Source organism: Mycobacterium sp. IDUB_24 (assembly GCF_055419385.1).
In genome coordinates this window covers 582503-600013 of record NZ_JBVAXO010000001.1, presented here as the reverse complement: position 1 = coordinate 600013, position 17511 = coordinate 582503, and the positions used below count along the sequence as shown (strand labels likewise).

General features: G+C 66.4%; 22 protein-coding genes. 13 read left to right on the top strand and 9 right to left on the bottom strand.

Annotated features, from left to right (window positions below; all coding sequences use genetic code 11):
* The first annotated feature begins 4 nt into the window (after nucleotides 1-4).
* From ACZYZF_RS02935 to ACZYZF_RS02915, 5 genes are all read left to right on the top strand, one after another.
* On the top strand, nucleotides 5-562 hold the full coding sequence (locus tag ACZYZF_RS02935) for a cysteine peptidase family C39 domain-containing protein (protein ID WP_463834462.1): 558 nt from the start codon (nucleotides 5-7) through the stop codon (nucleotides 560-562).
* A complete protein-coding gene (locus ACZYZF_RS02930; RefSeq protein WP_463743606.1) occupies nucleotides 537-992 on the top strand; it encodes a PPOX class F420-dependent oxidoreductase in 456 nt (151 codons plus the stop codon). Before ACZYZF_RS02935 ends, ACZYZF_RS02930 begins: the two co-directional genes overlap by 26 nt.
* A 130-nt stretch (nucleotides 993-1122) precedes the next feature.
* Nucleotides 1123-2370 (top strand): glycosyltransferase family 4 protein, encoded by a 1248-nt coding sequence (locus ACZYZF_RS02925; RefSeq protein WP_463743607.1) that lies wholly within the window; start codon nucleotides 1123-1125, stop codon nucleotides 2368-2370.
* The gene (locus ACZYZF_RS02920) at nucleotides 2364-3086 is read left to right on the top strand and encodes a class I SAM-dependent methyltransferase (protein WP_463743608.1); all 723 of its coding nucleotides are present in this window, start codon (nucleotides 2364-2366) and stop codon (nucleotides 3084-3086) included. Before ACZYZF_RS02925 ends, ACZYZF_RS02920 begins: the two co-directional genes overlap by 7 nt.
* A 9-nt stretch (nucleotides 3087-3095) precedes the next feature.
* Entirely contained in the window at nucleotides 3096-4175 is a 1080-nt protein-coding gene (locus ACZYZF_RS02915) for a prenyltransferase (RefSeq protein ID WP_463743609.1), read from the top strand.
* Here the strand turns inward: ACZYZF_RS02915 and ACZYZF_RS02910 are convergent.
* Nucleotides 4172-4843, bottom strand: coding sequence for a class I SAM-dependent methyltransferase (locus ACZYZF_RS02910; protein ID WP_463743610.1), 672 nt, complete (start codon nucleotides 4841-4843; stop codon nucleotides 4172-4174). The two genes, ACZYZF_RS02915 and ACZYZF_RS02910, sit on opposite strands and share 4 nt — an antisense overlap.
* A 54-nt stretch (nucleotides 4844-4897) precedes the next feature.
* On the opposite strand from ACZYZF_RS02910, the gene ACZYZF_RS02905 reads away from it, so the two are divergent.
* Nucleotides 4898-5467 (top strand): TetR/AcrR family transcriptional regulator, encoded by a 570-nt coding sequence (locus ACZYZF_RS02905; RefSeq protein ID WP_463743611.1) that lies wholly within the window; start codon nucleotides 4898-4900, stop codon nucleotides 5465-5467.
* Here ACZYZF_RS02905 and ACZYZF_RS02900 read toward each other — a convergent pair.
* Entirely contained in the window at nucleotides 5444-6028 is a 585-nt protein-coding gene (locus ACZYZF_RS02900; protein ID WP_463743612.1) for a TetR/AcrR family transcriptional regulator, read from the bottom strand. The two genes, ACZYZF_RS02905 and ACZYZF_RS02900, sit on opposite strands and share 24 nt — an antisense overlap.
* A gap of 79 nt (nucleotides 6029-6107) precedes the next feature.
* Here ACZYZF_RS02900 and ACZYZF_RS02895 point away from each other — a divergent pair, with 79 nt between their 5' ends.
* Complete coding sequence (locus tag ACZYZF_RS02895) at nucleotides 6108-7484, top strand: cytochrome P450 (protein ID WP_463744168.1); 1377 nt, start codon at nucleotides 6108-6110, stop codon at nucleotides 7482-7484.
* A gap of 4 nt (nucleotides 7485-7488) precedes the next feature.
* Here the strand turns inward: ACZYZF_RS02895 and msrA are convergent, their stop codons facing one another.
* A complete protein-coding gene (msrA, locus tag ACZYZF_RS02890) occupies nucleotides 7489-8001 on the bottom strand; it encodes a peptide-methionine (S)-S-oxide reductase MsrA (RefSeq protein WP_463743613.1) in 513 nt (170 codons plus the stop codon).
* Nucleotides 8002-8036: 35 nt separating this feature from the next.
* Here msrA and ACZYZF_RS02885 point away from each other — a divergent pair, with 35 nt between their 5' ends.
* The 4 genes from ACZYZF_RS02885 (at nucleotide 8037) to ACZYZF_RS02870 (ending at nucleotide 10896) form a co-directional block, all read left to right on the top strand.
* Nucleotides 8037-8441: a hypothetical protein gene (locus tag ACZYZF_RS02885; protein ID WP_463834461.1), complete on the top strand. Its 405-nt coding sequence runs from the start codon at nucleotides 8037-8039 to the stop codon at nucleotides 8439-8441.
* A gap of 42 nt (nucleotides 8442-8483) precedes the next feature.
* Nucleotides 8484-8990 (top strand): nuclear transport factor 2-like protein, encoded by a 507-nt coding sequence (locus tag ACZYZF_RS02880; RefSeq protein ID WP_463743615.1) that lies wholly within the window; start codon nucleotides 8484-8486, stop codon nucleotides 8988-8990.
* Nucleotides 8987-10015 carry an NAD-dependent epimerase/dehydratase family protein gene (locus ACZYZF_RS02875; RefSeq protein WP_463743616.1) on the top strand — a complete coding sequence of 343 codons (1029 nt, stop codon included), beginning with the start codon at nucleotides 8987-8989 and terminating at the stop codon, nucleotides 10013-10015. Before ACZYZF_RS02880 ends, ACZYZF_RS02875 begins: the two co-directional genes overlap by 4 nt.
* Before the next feature lie 62 nt (nucleotides 10016-10077).
* Nucleotides 10078-10896, top strand: a complete 819-nt coding sequence (locus ACZYZF_RS02870; RefSeq protein WP_463743617.1) for a class I SAM-dependent methyltransferase — start codon at nucleotides 10078-10080, stop codon at nucleotides 10894-10896.
* A 9-nt stretch (nucleotides 10897-10905) separates the two neighbouring features.
* On the opposite strand, the gene ACZYZF_RS02865 is transcribed toward ACZYZF_RS02870, so the two are convergent.
* Nucleotides 10906-11127, bottom strand: a complete 222-nt coding sequence (locus ACZYZF_RS02865; protein WP_463834459.1) for a hypothetical protein — start codon at nucleotides 11125-11127, stop codon at nucleotides 10906-10908.
* A 135-nt stretch (nucleotides 11128-11262) separates the two neighbouring features.
* Here ACZYZF_RS02865 and ACZYZF_RS02860 point away from each other — a divergent pair, with 135 nt between their 5' ends.
* The gene (locus ACZYZF_RS02860; protein ID WP_463743619.1) at nucleotides 11263-12636 is read left to right on the top strand and encodes an NAD(P)/FAD-dependent oxidoreductase; all 1374 of its coding nucleotides are present in this window, start codon (nucleotides 11263-11265) and stop codon (nucleotides 12634-12636) included.
* A 131-nt stretch (nucleotides 12637-12767) separates the two neighbouring features.
* Nucleotides 12768-14279 carry an HNH endonuclease signature motif containing protein gene (locus tag ACZYZF_RS02855; RefSeq protein WP_463834457.1) on the top strand — a complete coding sequence of 504 codons (1512 nt, stop codon included), beginning with the start codon at nucleotides 12768-12770 and terminating at the stop codon, nucleotides 14277-14279.
* A gap of 46 nt (nucleotides 14280-14325) precedes the next feature.
* Here the strand turns inward: ACZYZF_RS02855 and ACZYZF_RS02850 are convergent, their stop codons facing one another.
* From ACZYZF_RS02850 to sufU, 5 genes are all read right to left on the bottom strand, one after another.
* Nucleotides 14326-14913 (bottom strand): heme peroxidase, encoded by a 588-nt coding sequence (locus ACZYZF_RS02850; RefSeq protein WP_463834456.1) that lies wholly within the window; start codon nucleotides 14911-14913, stop codon nucleotides 14326-14328.
* A gap of 207 nt (nucleotides 14914-15120) precedes the next feature.
* Nucleotides 15121-15648 carry a hypothetical protein gene (locus ACZYZF_RS02845; RefSeq protein ID WP_463745825.1) on the bottom strand — a complete coding sequence of 176 codons (528 nt, stop codon included), beginning with the start codon at nucleotides 15646-15648 and terminating at the stop codon, nucleotides 15121-15123.
* A 21-nt stretch (nucleotides 15649-15669) separates the two neighbouring features.
* Nucleotides 15670-16650 carry a hypothetical protein gene (locus ACZYZF_RS02840; protein WP_463745824.1) on the bottom strand — a complete coding sequence of 327 codons (981 nt, stop codon included), beginning with the start codon at nucleotides 16648-16650 and terminating at the stop codon, nucleotides 15670-15672.
* A gap of 69 nt (nucleotides 16651-16719) precedes the next feature.
* Nucleotides 16720-17061, bottom strand: a complete 342-nt coding sequence (locus ACZYZF_RS02835; protein WP_463745823.1) for a metal-sulfur cluster assembly factor — start codon at nucleotides 17059-17061, stop codon at nucleotides 16720-16722.
* Complete coding sequence (sufU, locus tag ACZYZF_RS02830; RefSeq protein ID WP_463745822.1) at nucleotides 17058-17510, bottom strand: Fe-S cluster assembly sulfur transfer protein SufU; 453 nt, start codon at nucleotides 17508-17510, stop codon at nucleotides 17058-17060. The genes ACZYZF_RS02835 and sufU overlap by 4 nt, the downstream gene beginning before the upstream one ends.
* Nucleotide 17511 lies beyond the last annotated feature (1 nt).

Here is a 17511-nt window from a genome sequence, read left to right as displayed (position 1 = left end):
CTGTGTGAAGCCAGCGAAATTGGCGGCCTTACGGCTACGCCAGCGTGACGGGATCACTTGTGGCCCTACGGTCGCCGTGGTGGCCGGCGCCTTGCTGGATCACACCTATCGCGCGGAGTTGCTGAACCCCGACGGCCATACCTGGTTCGCCGAGGAGCAGGGCCGAATTCACGCTGCGGTCAACCGGATCTGGCCGCGACAGCTCGGGACCACGCCGGTGGGAATGGCCCGCGCGCTGTCCGACCACAGCGCGAAGCGTGGAGTCGGGTACCGGTGGCGGCGCTTCCGCGGCGCCCGCGACACGTTGTCGGATGTGCGTGGTGCTGTCGCGGAGGGCTGGCCCGTGGCAATGCTGATCGGTGAGCGCGGTATTCCACGGCACTGGGTGCTGATCGTCGATGCGGATGGCGATGTGCTGCAGTGCTACGAACCGTCGTCGGGCAAGGTGCTGCCGATCGACGTCGCGGCGGTGACCGGCGCGCGGCTGACGGGGTTGGGCTTTCCCCGGCCGTTCGCCTTTGTCCTACCGTCGAGGCATGGCCCGAAAGTATGCGACCGCTGACAACGTAGGAATCGACGAACTCCTGGACTTCGTGCGCCCACGTCACCACATGGTGCTCACCACATTCCGGGCCGACGGTTCGCTGCAGACCTCGCCGGTGACCGGCGGGGTCGACGAGCAGGGGCGCATCGTGATCGCGAGTTACCCGCAGCGGGCGAAGGCAGCCAACCTCCGCCGCACGCCCCGGGCCAGCGTGACGGTGCTGTCCGAGGAGTTCAACGGTCCGTATGTGCAAGTCGACGGTAATGCCGAGGTGATCGAACTGCCGGACGCGGTGGAGCCACTGGTCGACTACTTCCGCGCGGTCGCCGGCGAACATCCGGACTGGGACGAATACCGGCAAGCGATGGTGGACCAGGGCAAGTGCCTGATCAGGATCACTCCGACGCACTGGGGCCCCGTTGCCACCGGTGGCTTCCCTCCGGCCTGAGCGTCGGCCGACGCGTTGCGTTGGCTAGCAGGTCAAACTATAGTCTGGACACATGTCCAGAGGGTTCGGAGTCGACGCGTGAGCGTGTATTCCCAGCTCAGCAGTATTCCGGCCGTCGGGTGATCTCATTATGCGTATCGCGTTGCTGTCCTATCGGAGCAAGACTCACTGCGGTGGCCAGGGCGTCTATGTGCGCTACCTGAGCCGCGGGCTCGCCGAACTCGGCCATGACGTCGAGGTGTTCTCCGGCCAGCCGTATCCCGAGGGTCTGGACCCGCGGGTGACGCTGACCAAGGTTCCCAGCCTCGATCTCTACCGCGAACCGGACCCGTTCCGGGTGCCCAGGCCCAGTGAGATCCGCGACCACATCGACGCCCTGGAACTGGGGACGATGTGGAGCGCCGGGTTCCCGGAGCCCCGGACGTTCACCATGCGCGTCGCGCGGATCCTGGCAGCGCGCCGCGACGAGTTCGACGTGGTCCACGACAACCAGAGCCTGGGCTCGGCATTGTTGAAGATCGCCGCCCTCGGCCTGCCGGTCGTCGCGACCGTGCACCACCCGATCACCCGCGACCGGGTGGTCGAGATCGCCGCCGCCAAGTGGTGGCGCAAGCCGCTGGTGCGGCGCTGGTACGGGTTCGCCGAGATGCAGAAGAAGGTGGCCCGCAGGATCCCCGAGTTGCTCACCGTGTCGTCGTCCTCGGCCGCCGACATCGCCGAGGACTTCGGGGTGACGCCGAATCAGCTGCACATCGTGCCGCTCGGTGTGGACACCGAACTGTTCAAGCCCAGCGACCACCGGGTGAGCGGGCGCATCATCGCGATCGCCAGCGCCGACGTCCCCCTCAAAGGGGTCAGCCATCTACTGCATGCAGTGGCCCGGCTGCGGGTGGCACGCGACCTCGACGTCCAGTTGGTCTCCAAGCTCGAACCTAACGGGCCGACCGAGAAACTCATTGCCGAGCTTGGTATCTCGGACATCGTGCACAGCTCCAGTGGGCTGAGTGACGGGGAACTCGCCGCGCTGCTGGCCTCCGCCGAGGTGGCCTGCATCCCGTCGCTCTACGAGGGCTTCTCGTTGCCTGCCGTGGAAGCCATGGCCAGCGGCACCCCGATCGTGGCCAGCCGCGCGGGCGCACTGCCCGAAGTGGTCGGTGACGACGGCGCCTGCGCCCGGCTGGTGCGCCCCGCCGATGTCGACGAGCTCACCGAGGTGCTGGGTGAACTGCTCGACTCGCCGTTGGAACGCCGCAAGCTCGGCGCCGCCGGGCGGCAGCGGGCGCTTGACGTCTTCAGTTGGGAATCGGTGGCCGCACAGACGGTATCGGTATACGAGATGGCCCGTGAGCGGGTAGAAGCGAAGGAGGGCTCATGCTGACCGTCGATTTCGACCGTCTCGGTGTCGGACCGGGCACGACGGTGATCGACGTGGGCTGCGGTGCGGGCCGGCACACGTTCGAGGCCTATCGGCGCGGGGCCTCTGTCGTCGGCTTCGACCAGAGCGTGTCCGACCTCAACGACGTCGACACGATGCTGCAGGCGATGCGGGAAGCGGGCGAGGTTCCGCTGTCGGCCAAGGGTGAGGCCGTCAAAGGTGACGCTCTCGACCTGCCCTACCCCGACGCCAGCTTCGACTGCGTGATCGCATCGGAGATCCTGGAGCATGTACCGCAGGACGACCGCGCCATCGCTGAACTCGTGCGGGTCCTCAAACCCGGTGGCTCGCTTGCCATCACGGTGCCACGCTGGCTCCCGGAGAAGGTCTGTTGGCTCCTGTCGGACGAGTACCACGCCAACGAGGGTGGCCACATCCGCATATACAAGGCCGACGAGTTGCGGGACAAGGTCCTTGCGCACGGGCTGACGCTCACCCAGACGCACCATGAGCACGCGCTGCACGCACCGTACTGGTGGCTCAAATGCCTTGTCGGCACCGAGAAGAACGACCACCCCGCGGTCAAGGCCTACCACCGGCTGCTGGTGTGGGACATGATGGGCCGGCCCTGGCTCACCCGCACCGCCGAGTCGGTGCTGAACCCGGTGATCGGCAAGAGCGTCGCGCTGTACTTCCGCAAGCCCGAAATCGACGGGTAGGCCCGGGCGGTGCTAGTTCCTGAGATCCCCGGTGTGCCCGGAGTTTTGACGCCAGATGAGTGCCTGCAGACGGCACGTTCGATTGCCGAGACCCAGGAATCGTCAGGGGCTCTGCCGTGGTTCGACGGCGGTCACACGGACCCGTGGGATCACGTGGAGAATGCCATGGCGCTGACCGTGGCCGGATTGATCGAACCGGCCCGGGCGGGCTTCGACTGGTGCCGCAGCATGCAGCGTGCCGACGGCTCCTGGCCGATCCAACTGCGCAACGGGGTCATCGAGGACGCCAACAGCGACAGCAACTTCTGTGCCTACGTGGCCACCGGCGTCTGGCATCACGTGCTGATCACCGGGGACCGGGCCTTCGCCGAGTTGATGTGGCCGGTGGTGACCCGAGCGCTCGACTTCGTGCTGGGTCTGCAGGCCTCCGGAGGCGAGATCTACTGGGCCGCAAGTCCGTCCGGTCCGGTTGAGGAGGCGCTGCTGACAGGTTGCGCCAGCGTGTACCACAGCATCCGGTGCGGGCTGGCGCTTGCCGACTACCTCGACGATCCCCAACCCGAATGGGAGGTCGCCGTCGGACGTCTCGGCCACGCCATCGCCGCTCATCCGGAGGCGTTCTCCGCCAAGGACACCCACGCGATGGAGTGGTACTACCCCGTGCTCGGCGGTGCGCTGCGCGGGTCGGCTGCCCGAACTCGGATCGACGACCGTTGGAACGATTTCGTGGTGCCCGGACTGGGCATCCGCTGCGTCGATCACCGTCCCTGGGTCACCGGTGCGGAGACCTGCGAACTGGTCATGGCCCTTGACGCGATCGGTGACACCCGGCGGGCCCGCGAGCAGTTCGCGGCCATGCAGCACCTGCGCGAGGCCGACGGATCCTATTGGACCGGGCTGGTTTTCGCCGACGGCAAGCGCTGGCCCGAGGAGCGCACCACCTGGACCGGTGCGGCCATGATCCTGGCTGCCGACGCGCTGTCGCAGACCACCCCGGCCAATGGCATCTTCCGGGGCGTCGGGCTTCCGCGCGGCCTTGAGGGCGAGTACGACTGTGAGTGCGTCGGCGGGAAGGCCGGCGACCGCTAGCCCAACTGGCCCGGCTCGCCCGAGGTCCGCTCCAGCACCCGCATCGACCCCATCACCACGACTTCGTCGAACGCGCCCGTCGCCAGCGCGCGCTGGTAGATGTGGAACGGCGCCTGGCCGCCGTCATCGGGATTCGGGAACACATCGTGGATGATCAACGCGCCGCCCACCTCGACCCAGCGGGCCCAGCCGTCGAAGTCCCGCTGCGCCGCCTCTTCGGTGTGGCCACCGTCGATGAACAACAGCTGCAACGGCATTCGCCAGCCGCGGGACACCACGGGTGACCGGCCGACGACGGCGACCACATGTTCGTCCAAGCCGGCGGCGTCCAGGGTGTGGCGCATCGTGGGCAGGGTGTCGAACAGTCCGGTGACCGGATCCACCATGGTGGTGTCGTGGTACTCCCAGCCGGCCTGATGCTCTTCCGAGCCGTGGTGGTGGTCGACGGTGTAGAGCACCGAGTTGGTCTCCTGCGCGGCCGCGCCCAGCATGACGGTCGACTTACCGCAGTACGTGCCGATCTCGACGCCGACCCCGCCGCCGAGGTATCGGAGGCCGGCGTCGTAGAGGGCGCGGCCCTCGTCGGCGGGCATGAAGCCGGTGACCTGCTCGGCAAGGGCGAACAGGCGCTCGGCGCGGGCGGGCAGGGCGGTGTCAGCGGTGCTCATGAATGCCCAACCTACCGTTGCTGGCCATCGGCTGTTGTAGTAGCGTCCGGACACGTGTCCGAGACGGCTCTGGAGTCGACGCGCCGCCGTCTGAGTGCACGGCAGGCCGATACTGTCGAGCGCCTGGGTAAGGCCGCATTACAGCTGATCACCCGGGACGGATTCGCCGGACTGACGGTGCGCCGGGTGGCCGCCGAGGCGGGGGTCGGGGCGGCCACGGCCTACACCTACTTCTCCTCCAAAGAGCACCTCGTCGCCGAGGTGTTCTGGCGCAGGCTTTCCGCTGCTCCGCCGGCCGCTCATGAATCGCCCGACCCGGCCACCCGGGTGGTCGAGGTGCTGCAGCACATCGCCTCGCTGGTGGCAGACGAACCAGAGTTCGCCGGCGCGGTCACCAATGCTCTGCTCGGCAAGGACCCCGACGTGGACGCACTGCGGCAGCGCATCGGTGCGGATGTGCGGGGCCGGCTGGTCGCCGCACTCGGGCCTGACGTGGACCTCGATGTGATCGAAGCACTCGAATTGCTCTACACCGGCACGCTGGTGTGGGCCGGGATGGGATACGAGACCTACGCCGCCATCTCGCAGCGGTTGGAGAAGTCAGCGCGGTTGGTGCTGAGCTGAATTCGCAGTCATGATCGCCGTCGATGCGGCGACCGCGGGCCCGTAGATCTCCTGGATGTCCCCGCCGTCCTCGACGATCAGCGCGGTCAATTCGCGAAGCCCGCCCAGCAGGATGATGGCCATCGGCTCGGTGAGCCGGGGCAGGCCGGCGCGTTGGAAGCCTGCGCTGCCGCTGAGTTCGATCAGCAGATCGGTCAGTTCGCGTAGGGCTGCGCGCTGCAGCGGGCGCGCCCTGCTGCCCAGCGCCGGCAGTTCGCGGATCCAGCTCAGGGTGATGGCCGGGGCGGACGCGATGTGGTCGACATAGGCGCCCACGGCCTGTGCGATCTGGTCCGGCCACGACTCCTCGGGGTCGACGGCGGCCTGGATGCGGTCGACGAGTGCGGCGTTGTTGGCCCGCAACAGCTCGAGGAAGCCGTCCTCCTTGGTGCCGAACTGGTCGTAGAACGTGCGCTTGGATGTGCGCGCGTGGCGGACGATGTCGGCCACGGTGGTCTCGCGATAGCCCTTGTCGTTGATCGCCGCGGCGAGTCCGTCGAGCAGGCGCAACCGGTAGGTCATCGAGTCCAACCCCCCTTGCGCTGCCTGGTACCTGGTAGTACCGTACCTCACAACCGATTGGTACCACGCGGTACCAGGACTGGCTGGAGATGGTATGACCGAGCTTGCAGCTGCTGAGAAGACCACCGGCAACCCAGCCGCGGGCGCCGCGCCAGGCCGGATGCCGCCTCCGGCGCGATTTCCGAAGCCTTTGCAGGCCATCGGCTTCGCCCTGGCCAGGCGCCGGGTCGTCAAACAGCTCGCCCGCCGTCAAGGGGACGTCTTCAAGCTCAAACTCCCCATCTTCGGGCCCACTGTGATCGTCGCCGACGCTCAGCTGGCCAAGCAGCTCTTCACCGCCAACACCGACGACGTCGGCAACATTCAGCCCAACTTGAGCCGCATCCTGGGATCGGGATCGGTGTTCGCGCTCGACGGCACCGATCACCGTCGCCGTCGCAAGCTGCTGACCCCGCCGTTCCACGGCAAGAGCATCAAGAATTACGAGGAGATCTTCGAAGAAGAGACCCTGCGCGAATCGGCGAACTGGCCGCAGGGGAAAGAGTTCGAGACGCTCGAGCCGATGATGCGGATCACTCTCAACGTGATCCTGCGTGCGGTCTTCGGCGCCGACGGCGAACAGCTCGACGAGCTACGCCGCATCATCCCGCCGTGGGTCACCCTGGGTTCGCGGCTGGTGGTGGTGCCCACTCCGGCCCACACCTACGGCCGGTTCAGTCCGTGGGGCCGGCTGGCCAGATACCGCCAGGAGTACGACGCTGTCATCGATCGATTGATCGACAAGGTCGAAGCCGATCCGGACTTCGGCCGGCGCGACGACATCCTGTCCTTGCTGCTGCGTAGCACGTATGAGGACGGATCGGCCATGTCCCGCAAGGACATCGGCGATGAGCTACTGACCCTGCTGGCCGCCGGGCACGAAACCACGGCCTCGACCCTGGGCTGGGCCTTCGAGCGCATCACCCGCCACCCCCAGGTGCTGGCTGAGTTGGTGGACGAGGCGGCCACCGACCGCAACGAATACCGCCAGGCCACCATCCTGGAGGTCCAGCGCAATCGCACCGTCATCGACTTCTCCGGCCGCCACGTCTATGCGCCGTCGATCCGGCTGGGAGAGTGGGAGATTCCGCGCGGACACTCCATCATCGTGGCGATCTCGCAGATCCAGGAGTCCGAAAAGGAATTCCCCGATCCGGACCGGTTCGATCCGCAGCGATTCGTCGGTAGCCGCCCCGGCCTGGGCTGGCTGCCATACGGCGGTGGCACCCGGCGGTGTGTCGGTGCCGTGTTCGCGAACGTGGAAATGGACGTGGTGCTGCGAACGGTGTTGCGGCATTTCGTCATCGAGACCACCACCGCACCGGGCGAAAAGGTGCACTCCCGCGGTGTGGCCTACACCCCCGCGGCGGGCGGGCGCATCGTCGTGCATCGGCGCGCCACGCCGCTGGGGAACTGAGCAGCTATCCCGCGGTCTGACGTTTGGGCAGCGTCCAGCCCGCGCGCGGGAAATGGCAGGTGTACCCGTTCGGGTAGTGCTGCAGGTAATCCTGATGCTCGGGCTCGGCCTCCCAGAAATCGCCCGCCGCGGTCACCTCGGTGACCACCTTGCCCGGCCACAATCCCGAGGCATCCACGTCGGCGATGGTGTCCAGCGCAATGCGCTTCTGCTCGTCGTCGAGGTAGAAGATCGCCGACCGGTAGCTGCTGCCGACGTCGTTGCCCTGCCGGTCCTTTGTCGACGGATCGTGGATCTGGAAGAAGAACTCCAGCAGCGCCCGGTAATTGGTGCGAGTCGGATCGAATTCGATCTCCACCGCCTCGGCGTGACCGGGATGGTTCCGATACGTCGGATGGTCGTTGCGTCCGCCGGTGTACCCCACCCGGGTGGAGACCACGCCGGGTTGCTTGCGGATGAGGTCCTGCATACCCCAGAAGCAGCCGCCCGCCAGGATCGCTGTCGAATAGTTACCCATGTGCCCCATTGTGCTCCGTGGTTACCGTGGTGGTCATGCGTGTAGTTGCAACCGCGGCGCTCGTCGGTTCACTCCTGCTGGCCGGCTGCCCCACCGCGGCGGCCGATCCGGCCCCGGTCGCGGTGCCCGAGGTGCCTCCTGATCCCGCACGGACCCTCTTCACCGACAACCCCGCCATCGTCGATCCGCACATCACCCGGATCGAATCCTTCAGCCGTGATCAGGAACGCCTGCTGGTCAACTTCACTGCAGGTACCCCGGACTGCTTCGGCGTCCACGTGATCGCGCAGGAAACCGCCGATGCCGTCACGATCGACCTTCGCGGCGGGACACCGCCGGAATCCGTCGGCCGCATGTGCATCGCCCTTGCCGTGCACGGCACCGCGGAGGTGGCTCTGCAGGCCCCGCTGGGATCCCGTCACGTGCTGGCTGCGCAGTGACGGGTCTCGACAAAGGTCGATAGAACGTGTTCTAGTTTTGAGGTGACGAGCAGGTCTTTCAGCCGCGATGAACTCGCCGCTGCCTTTGAAACCTTCGAGCAGACCGTGGACCGGGCCGCGCAGACCAAGAACTGGGACGTGTGGGCGGACCACTACACCGTCGACGTCGACTACATCGAGCACGCCGTGGGCACCATGAAGGGCCGCGAGCAGGTCCGGCCCTGGATCTGGAAGACCATGACCACCTTCCCGGGCAGCTACATGACCTCGTTCCCGTCGCTGTGGTCGGTGATCGACGAACCCACCGGCCGCATCATCTGCGAACTGGACAACCCCATGCGCGACCCCGGTGACGGCACCATCATCAGCGCCACCAACATCTCGATCCTGACCTACGCGGGCGACGGCTTGTGGTCACGTCAGGAAGATGTCTACAACCCGCTGCGGTTCGCCTCCGCGGCCCGCAAGTGGTGCCGCAAGGCCGCTGAGCTCGGCACCCTGACAGACGAGGCCGAGGCGTGGCTCAAGAAATTCGGTGGCGGTAAATGAGCGCCAAGCTGGTCATCGGGGCCAACGGGTTCCTGGGCTCGCATGTGCTGCGGCAATTGGTCGCCGCAGACGAATGCGACGAAAACAACACTGAGATCCGGGCCATGGTTCGGCCGGGCGCCAACACCATCTCCATCGATGACCTCGACGTCCGGCGTTTCGAGGGCGACGTCTTCGACACCGAGGCCCTGCGAGAGGCGATGACCGGCTGCGACGTCGTCTACCACTGCGTCGTCGACGCCCGCGGATGGCTGCGGGACCCGGCACCGCTGTTCCGTACCAACGTCGAGGGCACCCGCAACGTGCTCGACGTCGCCGCTGGGATCGACGGTTTACGGAAGTTCGTCTTCACCAGCAGCTACGTCACCGTCGGACGCAAGCGGGGAAAGCGGTCCACCGAGGCGGACATCGCCGACGTGTCGAAGGTGACGCCCTACGTGCGTTCGCGGGTTCAGGCCGAGGAGCTCGTATTGAGGTACGCCCGCGAACGCGGGCTGCCCGCCGTCGCGATGTGCGTGTCCACCACCTACGGCAGCGGCGACTGGGGCCGGACCCCGCACGGGGCGATCATCGCCGGAGCCGCGTTCGGCAAGCTGCCGTTCGTGATGAGCGGCATCGACCTGGAGGCCGTCGGCATCGATGATGCGGCGAACGCCATGCTGCTTGCCGCCGAACGCGGCACCCCCGGTGAGCGCTACCTGATCTCCGAGAAGATGATCAGCAACGCCGAGGTGGCCAGGCTTGCCGCCGAGGCCGCCGGCGTCGCACCCCCACAGCGGTCGCTCCCGCTGCCGATGTCCTACGCGCTGGCCGCGGCAGGCACGCTCAAGGGCAAGCTACGCGGCACCGATGAACGGTTGTCGCTGGAATCCCTGCGGCTCATGCGGGCCGAAGCCGAGCTCGACCACTCCAAGGCCGTGCGTGAACTCGGTTGGCAGCCAAGGCCGGTCGAGGAATCGATCGCCGAGGCAGCGAAGTTCTGGGTGGGCCTGCGAGCGGCCAAACGCGCACAGAAGAGCAGCTGAACACCACGCCGTGCCGCGTTAAGCCACTGGGCGGCAAGCGTATTGCGGCCTAACCTGGCGATATGACCGACAAGCTGAAAGTCGACCTCTCCGGGGCACCGCAGACCATGCTGGCGACGTTCTATGCCAAAGCGCTCGATGCCGGCATGCCCAACCCGGTCCTCGGCGACAAGTTGGCGAAAGACATCGCCGACCGCATCGACTACGACTGGAGCCGCACCTCGATCACCGAGGCGACCTCACCGTCGGTGACCACCCGCAGCGCGCATTTCGACCGGTGGACCCGCCAGTTCCTGGCCGTGCATCCCGACGCCGTGGTGCTGCACCTGGGGTGCGGTCTCGACGGCCGATTCTTCCGGGTTGAGCCCGGCCCCGGCGTGGAGTGGTACGACATCGACTACCCCGACGTCGCACACCTGCGTGAGCAGCTCTACCCGTCCGCCGAGCACTATCACGTCATCGCCGCCTCGGTGACCGACCCGGCCTGGCTGCGCGACGTGCCCGCCGACCGGCCGACCCTGATGGTCGGTGAAGGATTGACGATGTACCTCACCGAACACGACGGGGTCGCGCTGCTGCGGCGCATCGTCGACGGATTTCCTTCCGGGGAAATACAATTCGACGCGTTCAACACCCTCGGAATCAGATCGCAGTGGGTCAACACCGTGGTGCGCCGATCCGGGGCCAAACTGCACTGGGCCATCAACAGTCCCGAAGACATCCTGCGTGCGGTGCCCGGCACCCGCTTGCTGATCAGGGAATCGCCCTTCGACGATCCCATATTCACGACGCTGCCCTGGTACTACCGATTGATGCTGGCCGTCATGAAGCCGGTGCCGGTGCTGCGGTACATGGCGCAGTATCACCGCTACGCGTTCTGAGCTTCGGTGTCAGCGGGCGCCGCTGTGCCGAACAGTGGTGTCCACCTTCGGAACCACCGGCTTGGGGTGTAGCCGATCGAGCCAGTCGAGGCGGTCGACGCCTGCGGAGAAAGTGATGCTGCTGGGGGCCGCGGTGTGAGCGGGCTCGGCGGCCTGGGCAGGTCCGGCCAGACCCAGGACGGCGACGCTCAGCCCGCTGGCCGCGATGACTGCGAATCCGAACTTCTTCATTTCTCTGCTCTCCCTGTCTCACGGTTGTTATGCCTGTGTAAACCGAGAGGTCAGCCGGACAATTTCCAGTGGCAGAAACTTATCGGCGCATGGCAGAAAGAAGTATGTTCAGCCATCTCCTGGCAGAATCCAGCAGTGCCCAACACGCTAAACGGCCAGGTCTCCCACTGGTTCGACGAACTGCCTGCGCCCCGGCCCGCTCTCCCCGGGGACCGTGACGCCGACGTGTGCATCGTCGGCGCCGGATACACCGGGCTGTGGACCGCCTACTACCTCGCCCAGGCCGACCCGTCATTGCGAATCACTGTGCTGGAGACGCGATTCGCAGGTTACGGGGCCTCCGGCCGCAACGGCGGCTGGCTGTCCGGACTGGCGCCCGGTGACCGGCACCGGATGGCCGAGCAGCACGGCCGTGAGCGCGTGTTGGCCTGGCAACAAGCACTCAACGAGGCTGTCGACGAGGTCATCGCAGTGGCGGACCGCGAGGGCATCGACGCCGGAGCGGTAAAGGGCGGGACCCTGGAGATCGCCCGCAATCCCGCCCAGGCGGCCCGCCTGGCTGCTGCTGTCGCAGAGGAGCGGTCGTGGGGTATCGATGTGGCGGAGCTGTCGAAAGACCAAGCTGCCGAACGCATTCGCTTCGACGGTGTGCTATCCGCCTATCACACACCGCATTGCGCCCGGATCCAGCCGGCGCGGCTGACCCGTGGACTGGCCGAGGCCGTCGAACGCCGCGGTGTGACGATCTACGAGGACACCCCCGTCAGCGAAATCGCTCCGGCACGGGCGGTCACCGCCCGCGGCACAGTGCGAGCCCCGATCATCCTGCGCGCCACTGAGGGCTTCACCCCGGCGCTGCCCGGATTGCGGCGCAACTGGCTGCCCATGAACAGTTCGATGATCGCGACCGCTCCCATCCCGGCCGCGTTATGGGACGAAATTGGTTGGGAGGGACGCGAAACCGTCGGTGACAGCGCCCACGGCTTCTTCTACGCCCAGCGCACTGTCGACGACCGAATCGCGATCGGCGGACGCAGCGTCCCTTACCGCTTCGCGTCACGTACCGACGACGACGGGCAGGTACCTGCGCGCACGATCCGGCTGCTCACCGACGTGCTCCACTCGATCCTGCCGCAGGTGCGTGACGTGCCGATCGCTCACGGCTGGTGCGGCGTGCTGGGAGTCCCACGCGACTGGCAGGCCGGGGTGGTCCTCGACAAGGCCAGCGGACTGGGCTGGGCCGGCGGCTATGTCGGGCACGGAGTCACCGCGACCAATCTGGCCGGGCGGACGCTCGCCGATCTGGTGCTGGACCGCGACACCCCGATCACCGGGCTGCCGTGGGTCGGGCACCGATCGCGCAATTGGGAACCCGAGCCACTGCGCTGGCTCGGGGTGCGCGGCCTCTACGTCGCCTACAAGCTGGCAGACCGGCATGAGGCCGGCGGAAGTGCCCAGACCTCGCCGATCGCGCGCGTCGCCGACATCATCACCCGCAAGCCGCACTAGGCCTGTGCGGACGCGCAAGTGTCACCACCAAGACCGCCGGAACTGTCACCGATGTCCTGATGCAGAACTGTCACCGATGTCTTGATAGATAACACCTCCGCGTGTCGGGGGTGCATGGCATAATCGAACACATGTTCGACACCGATTCTGCTGCTGACCTGATCGACCGGGTCAGTGCCGGGGCGCGGGCCGAATCGGCGGCGATCGCGGGACGCCTGGCCGCGATCGGGGCATTGGATTCGCTGCGCGCACACGAACTGGCCGAATCGATCTTTTGGACCACCGACCCCTTCGCCGAGGTGGCCGCCGAAATCTCGGCTGCCCTGCGGATCAGCCGGCACCGGGCCGGCACCCAGATCCACCACGCCCGGGTGTTGCGCGACAAACTGCCCCTGGTCGCAGCCCGCTTCGCCACCGGGGACATCGACTATCGGGTGGTGCAGATGATCATCGCCCGCACTGGCATCGTGGACGCCTCGGTGTGGTCAGGGCTCGATGAGGAACTGGCCACCCGCGCACACCGGTGGATGCGCCTGTCCGAAAACCAGCTCCGCGACCGTATCGATCAGTGGATCGCCAAACTCGACCCCCACGGGGTACGGGTGCCACCCAATGTGGCCGAGGAACGGTTTGTTCAGGTCGAGGTGGGCAGCCCGGGCAAGGCCACGGTGTGGGCCAATGTGGATGTCACCGACGGGGCCGCCCTGGATCAACGTCTGGATGCTTTGGCCGACACGGTGTGTGAGCACGATCCCCGCACTCATGCCCAGCGCCGGGCTGATGCGATCGGTCCGCTGGCCCGCCTGCAATCCCAGCTGCAATGCCGGTGCGGGTTACCCGATTGCCCGGCCAGCCAGCAGCGGGCCGCCGCTACCGCCGCAATGGTCCATGTGTTGGCCACCGAGTCGACCCTAGACGGTACCTCTGATGATCCGGGCTATCTGCCCGGCTACGGGATCCTGCCCGCCGAGACGGTGCGTGACCTGGCCGCCAACGCCAAACACAAACCGGTCGTGGTGCCCGCCACTGACACCGGCACACACACCGGCACCGACACACACACCGAGAACACTGCGCAGACGGCCCACACCGAGAACGCTGACGCCGGCGCGGGCGAGCCGCAGTACCGCCCGTCAGCAGCATTGTCGGAGTTCATCCGGTTCCGCGATCTCACCTGCCGCTTCCCCGGCTGTGACGCCCCGGCGGTGGTTTCCGATATCGACCACACGGTGCCCTACCCCCTGGGCCCGACACACCCCTCCAACACCAAGCTCTATTGCCGCGCACACCACCTGGTCAAAACGTTCTGCCCCGGCTGGTCGGACCGCCAATTTCCTGACGGCACCATCGAATTCAGCTCACCCACCGGACACACCTACACCACCGAACCCCACGGCGCCGCCCTGTTCCCCACCCTGGCCCAACCCACCGGGAACCTGAACCTCCCCGAACCCGAACCGCACGCCCCAGAGACCAACCGCGGCGCCAAGATGCCCACCCGCAACCAAACCCGCGAACAAGACCGCCAAGACCGCATCGCCGAAGAACGCCGGCTACGCGCCGAAATCAACAACGACCTCAAATTCGAACGCGACTTCCAAGCCTGGATCGCCGAAGAATACGGACCGCCACCACCCTTCTGAGTGGGACGGGTTGCGCCGCTCGGTTCGACCGCGAGCGGCGACACCGTCATGACACGAGATCGCGTTGATGTGGCCGTCCGGAGTCGAAACGCCATATCGCGTGATCGAGCGCAAAGACATCCCAGCCCGCGGATGCAGCAACCTCACGCACCATCTCAGCTGCGCGTTCGGCACTGACGGCGCCGACTTGGCGGCCCACGTAGTCCGTCACCACACGGCCGGCCCTCGCGCCAGGAATCTGTGTGAGCTTCAGCGCGTACTCCCATGTGACACCCGACCGCTGCCCGGGCACTGCGCACCACGCCTTCTTGGCCTGTTCCCGGCGGTCCTCCTCCTCAACTACGGCACGCAGGTCAGCGGACGTGTGAACGCCCAGTGCGACAAGCGCTTCCGCGACCTGCTCGACGGCAACCGACTTCAACGGAGCGTTTGCCGTAGTCGAGGTGGGCCGGCGGTTCCCGATCTGTGTCGCCCATGGGTCGGGCCCGCCCAGCTCGGTGATGTTCTGCAGGAGTTCGGCGGCGCCATCGGCGTCGGCGTTCGCGCCCTGCACCGCCCGGTAGCCGCGGTACCGGGCGACGATCTTCTCGACGGTGGCATACTGCGCCCCGGTCGAATAGATCGAATCAATCACACACAGTGCCAATGAATCTGGATATCCGATCGGGCTGAACCACCGCTGTGGATCACCGAGATCGCGCAGGCATGCTTCGTGCAATTTTTCGACGTCCGAGCACATTGCAATTCCTTCCGGCTGTTCGGAACCCCTTCGGTTCCTGATGAGCTGGAAGCTAGCGAGGTCGGCCGACAGAAACCGGCCGGAATTCACGCACTGGCCAAGTTATCCACAAGCCTGTCGGACATTTGCCAGCAGCTGAGCCTCGCGCTTGGGCCACCAGACCAACTCCAAGACCAGTGCCGCCAAGTAGACGACCGAGACCACGGCATTGCCGACCGACCCGAATGCCGCGTCCCACAACGCGCTCGCCACCGCGACGACGAGCGCCAACGGCAAGAGCCAGCGAAACGGGCGGGCCGCCTGGGCGGCCTCAAGCACGCCCCGGCCGTAGTCGCGGGCAGCCTCGACCAGTCGCGGATCATCGATCCGTTCACCGATGCGGGCCGTGCGCACCACCGTGACCCGATCAACGCCGGTCAATTGTTTCGACATCGGCCAATACCGTGCCATGCGTCGCGCCATCCAGACGCCGTAGAACGTGCCCACGATGACGAGGACCAGCACGCCGGAGATCCAGAACCCCGAGTCCAGCCAGGCAAGCACACCCAACACGAAGCCCACGCTGCCGCCGATCATCAGCGCTCGGCCCCAGAAGCCGCTGCGCCAGATGAACGCCGGGACGGTCACCATGAACACATACGGTATCCCCCGTTACCAGCCTCCATCGGCAACGACGTCACCAGCCCCATCCTTGAGCGTGACAACTGTCGCGGGATCAACAGGAACAAAAGGCATTTCGCCTTCGCCGAACCACTCGCCGACACTCTTGACGTTCGTCAACGCGTCGGTGGCCGCCAAGTCTTGGGCGTCCGCGTCGTAATAGTCGAACCATGGCAGACCAGCTTCGACATAGGCGTCGCGGTCCACAGGAGTCGGTGGCGGCACCTCACCCGTGATCGCGGTCCACTGCGCCGCACTGCACAGATGCACAAACACCCGCCAGGAGCGGTCCTCGTCGTAGTCGGACAGCGGACGGTCGTCGGCGTAGACCTCCTGGCGCATCCGGCCGCCGGCACCCAGACCCATCGCCGGCGCAGCACAAGTCACCGGGAGAATGTCGCAAGAGTCGTAGTCGACAAAAACGTCCTCGAACCGAGGACGTGCCCGCCACTCCCGAAGTGCCTGCGGCGTCAGGCCGACAGCGCGCAGTTGGACACCGCCATGGACTTCCTGCCCGGTGACCTGTCCTTCGACCGTCGCCCCGGAACCGAGCGGCACGGCCACGAACTGGCGGATGAATCCGTCACCCGCGTTGATGCCGTCGAGCCACGGCTGATCGGGCAATGCGACATAGTTCTGCGGATCCCGGCCGAGGCGGTCGCTCCAGCCCTCGCCACTGACCGCACAAACCTTGCCGATGCCGACCTGGAGCGCGGCAGGTTCGGCCGAGTGGAACGACAACCACATCGCCTCACGTTGATAGACCGGAAGCATGACCCCGCCGCGTGCCAGCCACTCGGCCGGCACGCTGTCGGGGTAATCCTGAACTCGGCGCAACGGAAACGAACCGAGACTCGGTGGGAGCGGGTGTAATCCGGTGTTCGGGATCCGGAGCGTCCGCTCGAACGCCACTGTGGCCGGCCCCAACACCAATCCGTCATCGACGACCTTTACCTCAGGGCTGTGTCCCATCCGTGCCTCCATATTCGCCTGTTGGCGATATTGGTAGCACCGGGTACCGACAGCCCGAGGATTCAGGCGTCAGACAGTGAATCCGAGAGCACGCAGCTGTTCGCGACCGTCGTCGGTGATCTTGTCCGGGCCCCACGGCGGGTTCCATACCCAGTTGAGCTTGATGTCGCTGACCAGACCGGCACCGACCAGCGCGGTGCGGGTCTGATCCTCGATCACGTCGGTCAGCGGACAGGCCGCCGAGGTGAGGGTCATGTCGATCAGTGCGACCGAGCCCTCGTCGCCATCCTCGAGGTTGAGGCCGTAAACCAGGCCCAGGTCGACGACGTTGATGCCGAGCTCGGGGTCCACCACGTCGCGCATGGCCTCCTCGACGTCGGCGAGCAGTTCGTCGGAAGTGGTCTCGCTCATCGCTGTTCCTTCACGTCATCGCTGGCCTGCACCAGCGCGTCTTTGAATGCCATCCAACCCAGCAACGCGCACTTCACCCGCGCCGGGTATTTCGCGACGCCGGCGAACGCGATGCCGTCACCGAGTACATCTTCGTCCCCCTCCACGTTTCCGCGGGAGGAAATCATCTCGGTGAAGGCCTCGACCGTCTTGAGGGCATCGCCGACGCTCTGGCCGATCACCTGGTCGGTGAGCACCGAGGTCGCGGCCTGGCTGATCGAACAGCCCTGCCCGTCATAGGAGATGTCCGCCACCGTCTCGGCGTCGTCGGAGAGCGTTACCCGCAGAGTCACCTCGTCACCACAGGTCGGGTTGACGTGATGCACCTCGGTGGCGAATGGCTCGCGCAGTCCGCGGTGATGCGGATGCTTGTAATGGTCCAGGATCACTTCCTGGTACATCTGTTCCATT

Bases quoted from the DNA above. Each gene is read 5' to 3' on its own strand.
- ACZYZF_RS02930 (WP_463743606.1), top strand. From the start codon at position 537: ATGGCCCGAAAGTATGCGACCGCTGACAACGTAGGAATCGACGAACTC.
- ACZYZF_RS02925 (WP_463743607.1), top strand. From the start codon at position 1,123: ATGCGTATCGCGTTGCTGTCCTATCGGAGCAAGACTCACTGCGGTGGC.
- ACZYZF_RS02920 (WP_463743608.1), top strand. From the start codon at position 2,364: ATGCTGACCGTCGATTTCGACCGTCTCGGTGTCGGACCGGGCACGACG.
- ACZYZF_RS02910 (WP_463743610.1), bottom strand. From the start codon at position 4,843: ATGAGCACCGCTGACACCGCCCTGCCCGCCCGCGCCGAGCGCCTGTTC.
- ACZYZF_RS02900 (WP_463743612.1), bottom strand. From the start codon at position 6,028: ATGACCTACCGGTTGCGCCTGCTCGACGGACTCGCCGCGGCGATCAAC.
- msrA (WP_463743613.1), bottom strand. From the start codon at position 8,001: ATGGGTAACTATTCGACAGCGATCCTGGCGGGCGGCTGCTTCTGGGGT.
- ACZYZF_RS02885 (WP_463834461.1), top strand. From the start codon at position 8,037: ATGCGTGTAGTTGCAACCGCGGCGCTCGTCGGTTCACTCCTGCTGGCC.
- ACZYZF_RS02875 (WP_463743616.1), top strand. From the start codon at position 8,987: ATGAGCGCCAAGCTGGTCATCGGGGCCAACGGGTTCCTGGGCTCGCAT.
- ACZYZF_RS02870 (WP_463743617.1), top strand. From the start codon at position 10,078: ATGACCGACAAGCTGAAAGTCGACCTCTCCGGGGCACCGCAGACCATG.
- ACZYZF_RS02865 (WP_463834459.1), bottom strand. From the start codon at position 11,127: ATGAAGAAGTTCGGATTCGCAGTCATCGCGGCCAGCGGGCTGAGCGTC.
- ACZYZF_RS02855 (WP_463834457.1), top strand. From the start codon at position 12,768: ATGTTCGACACCGATTCTGCTGCTGACCTGATCGACCGGGTCAGTGCC.
- ACZYZF_RS02845 (WP_463745825.1), bottom strand. From the start codon at position 15,648: ATGGTGACCGTCCCGGCGTTCATCTGGCGCAGCGGCTTCTGGGGCCGA.
- ACZYZF_RS02840 (WP_463745824.1), bottom strand. From the start codon at position 16,650: ATGGGACACAGCCCTGAGGTAAAGGTCGTCGATGACGGATTGGTGTTG.
- ACZYZF_RS02835 (WP_463745823.1), bottom strand. From the start codon at position 17,061: ATGAGCGAGACCACTTCCGACGAACTGCTCGCCGACGTCGAGGAGGCC.
- sufU (WP_463745822.1), bottom strand. From the start codon at position 17,510: ATGGAACAGATGTACCAGGAAGTGATCCTGGACCATTACAAGCATCCG.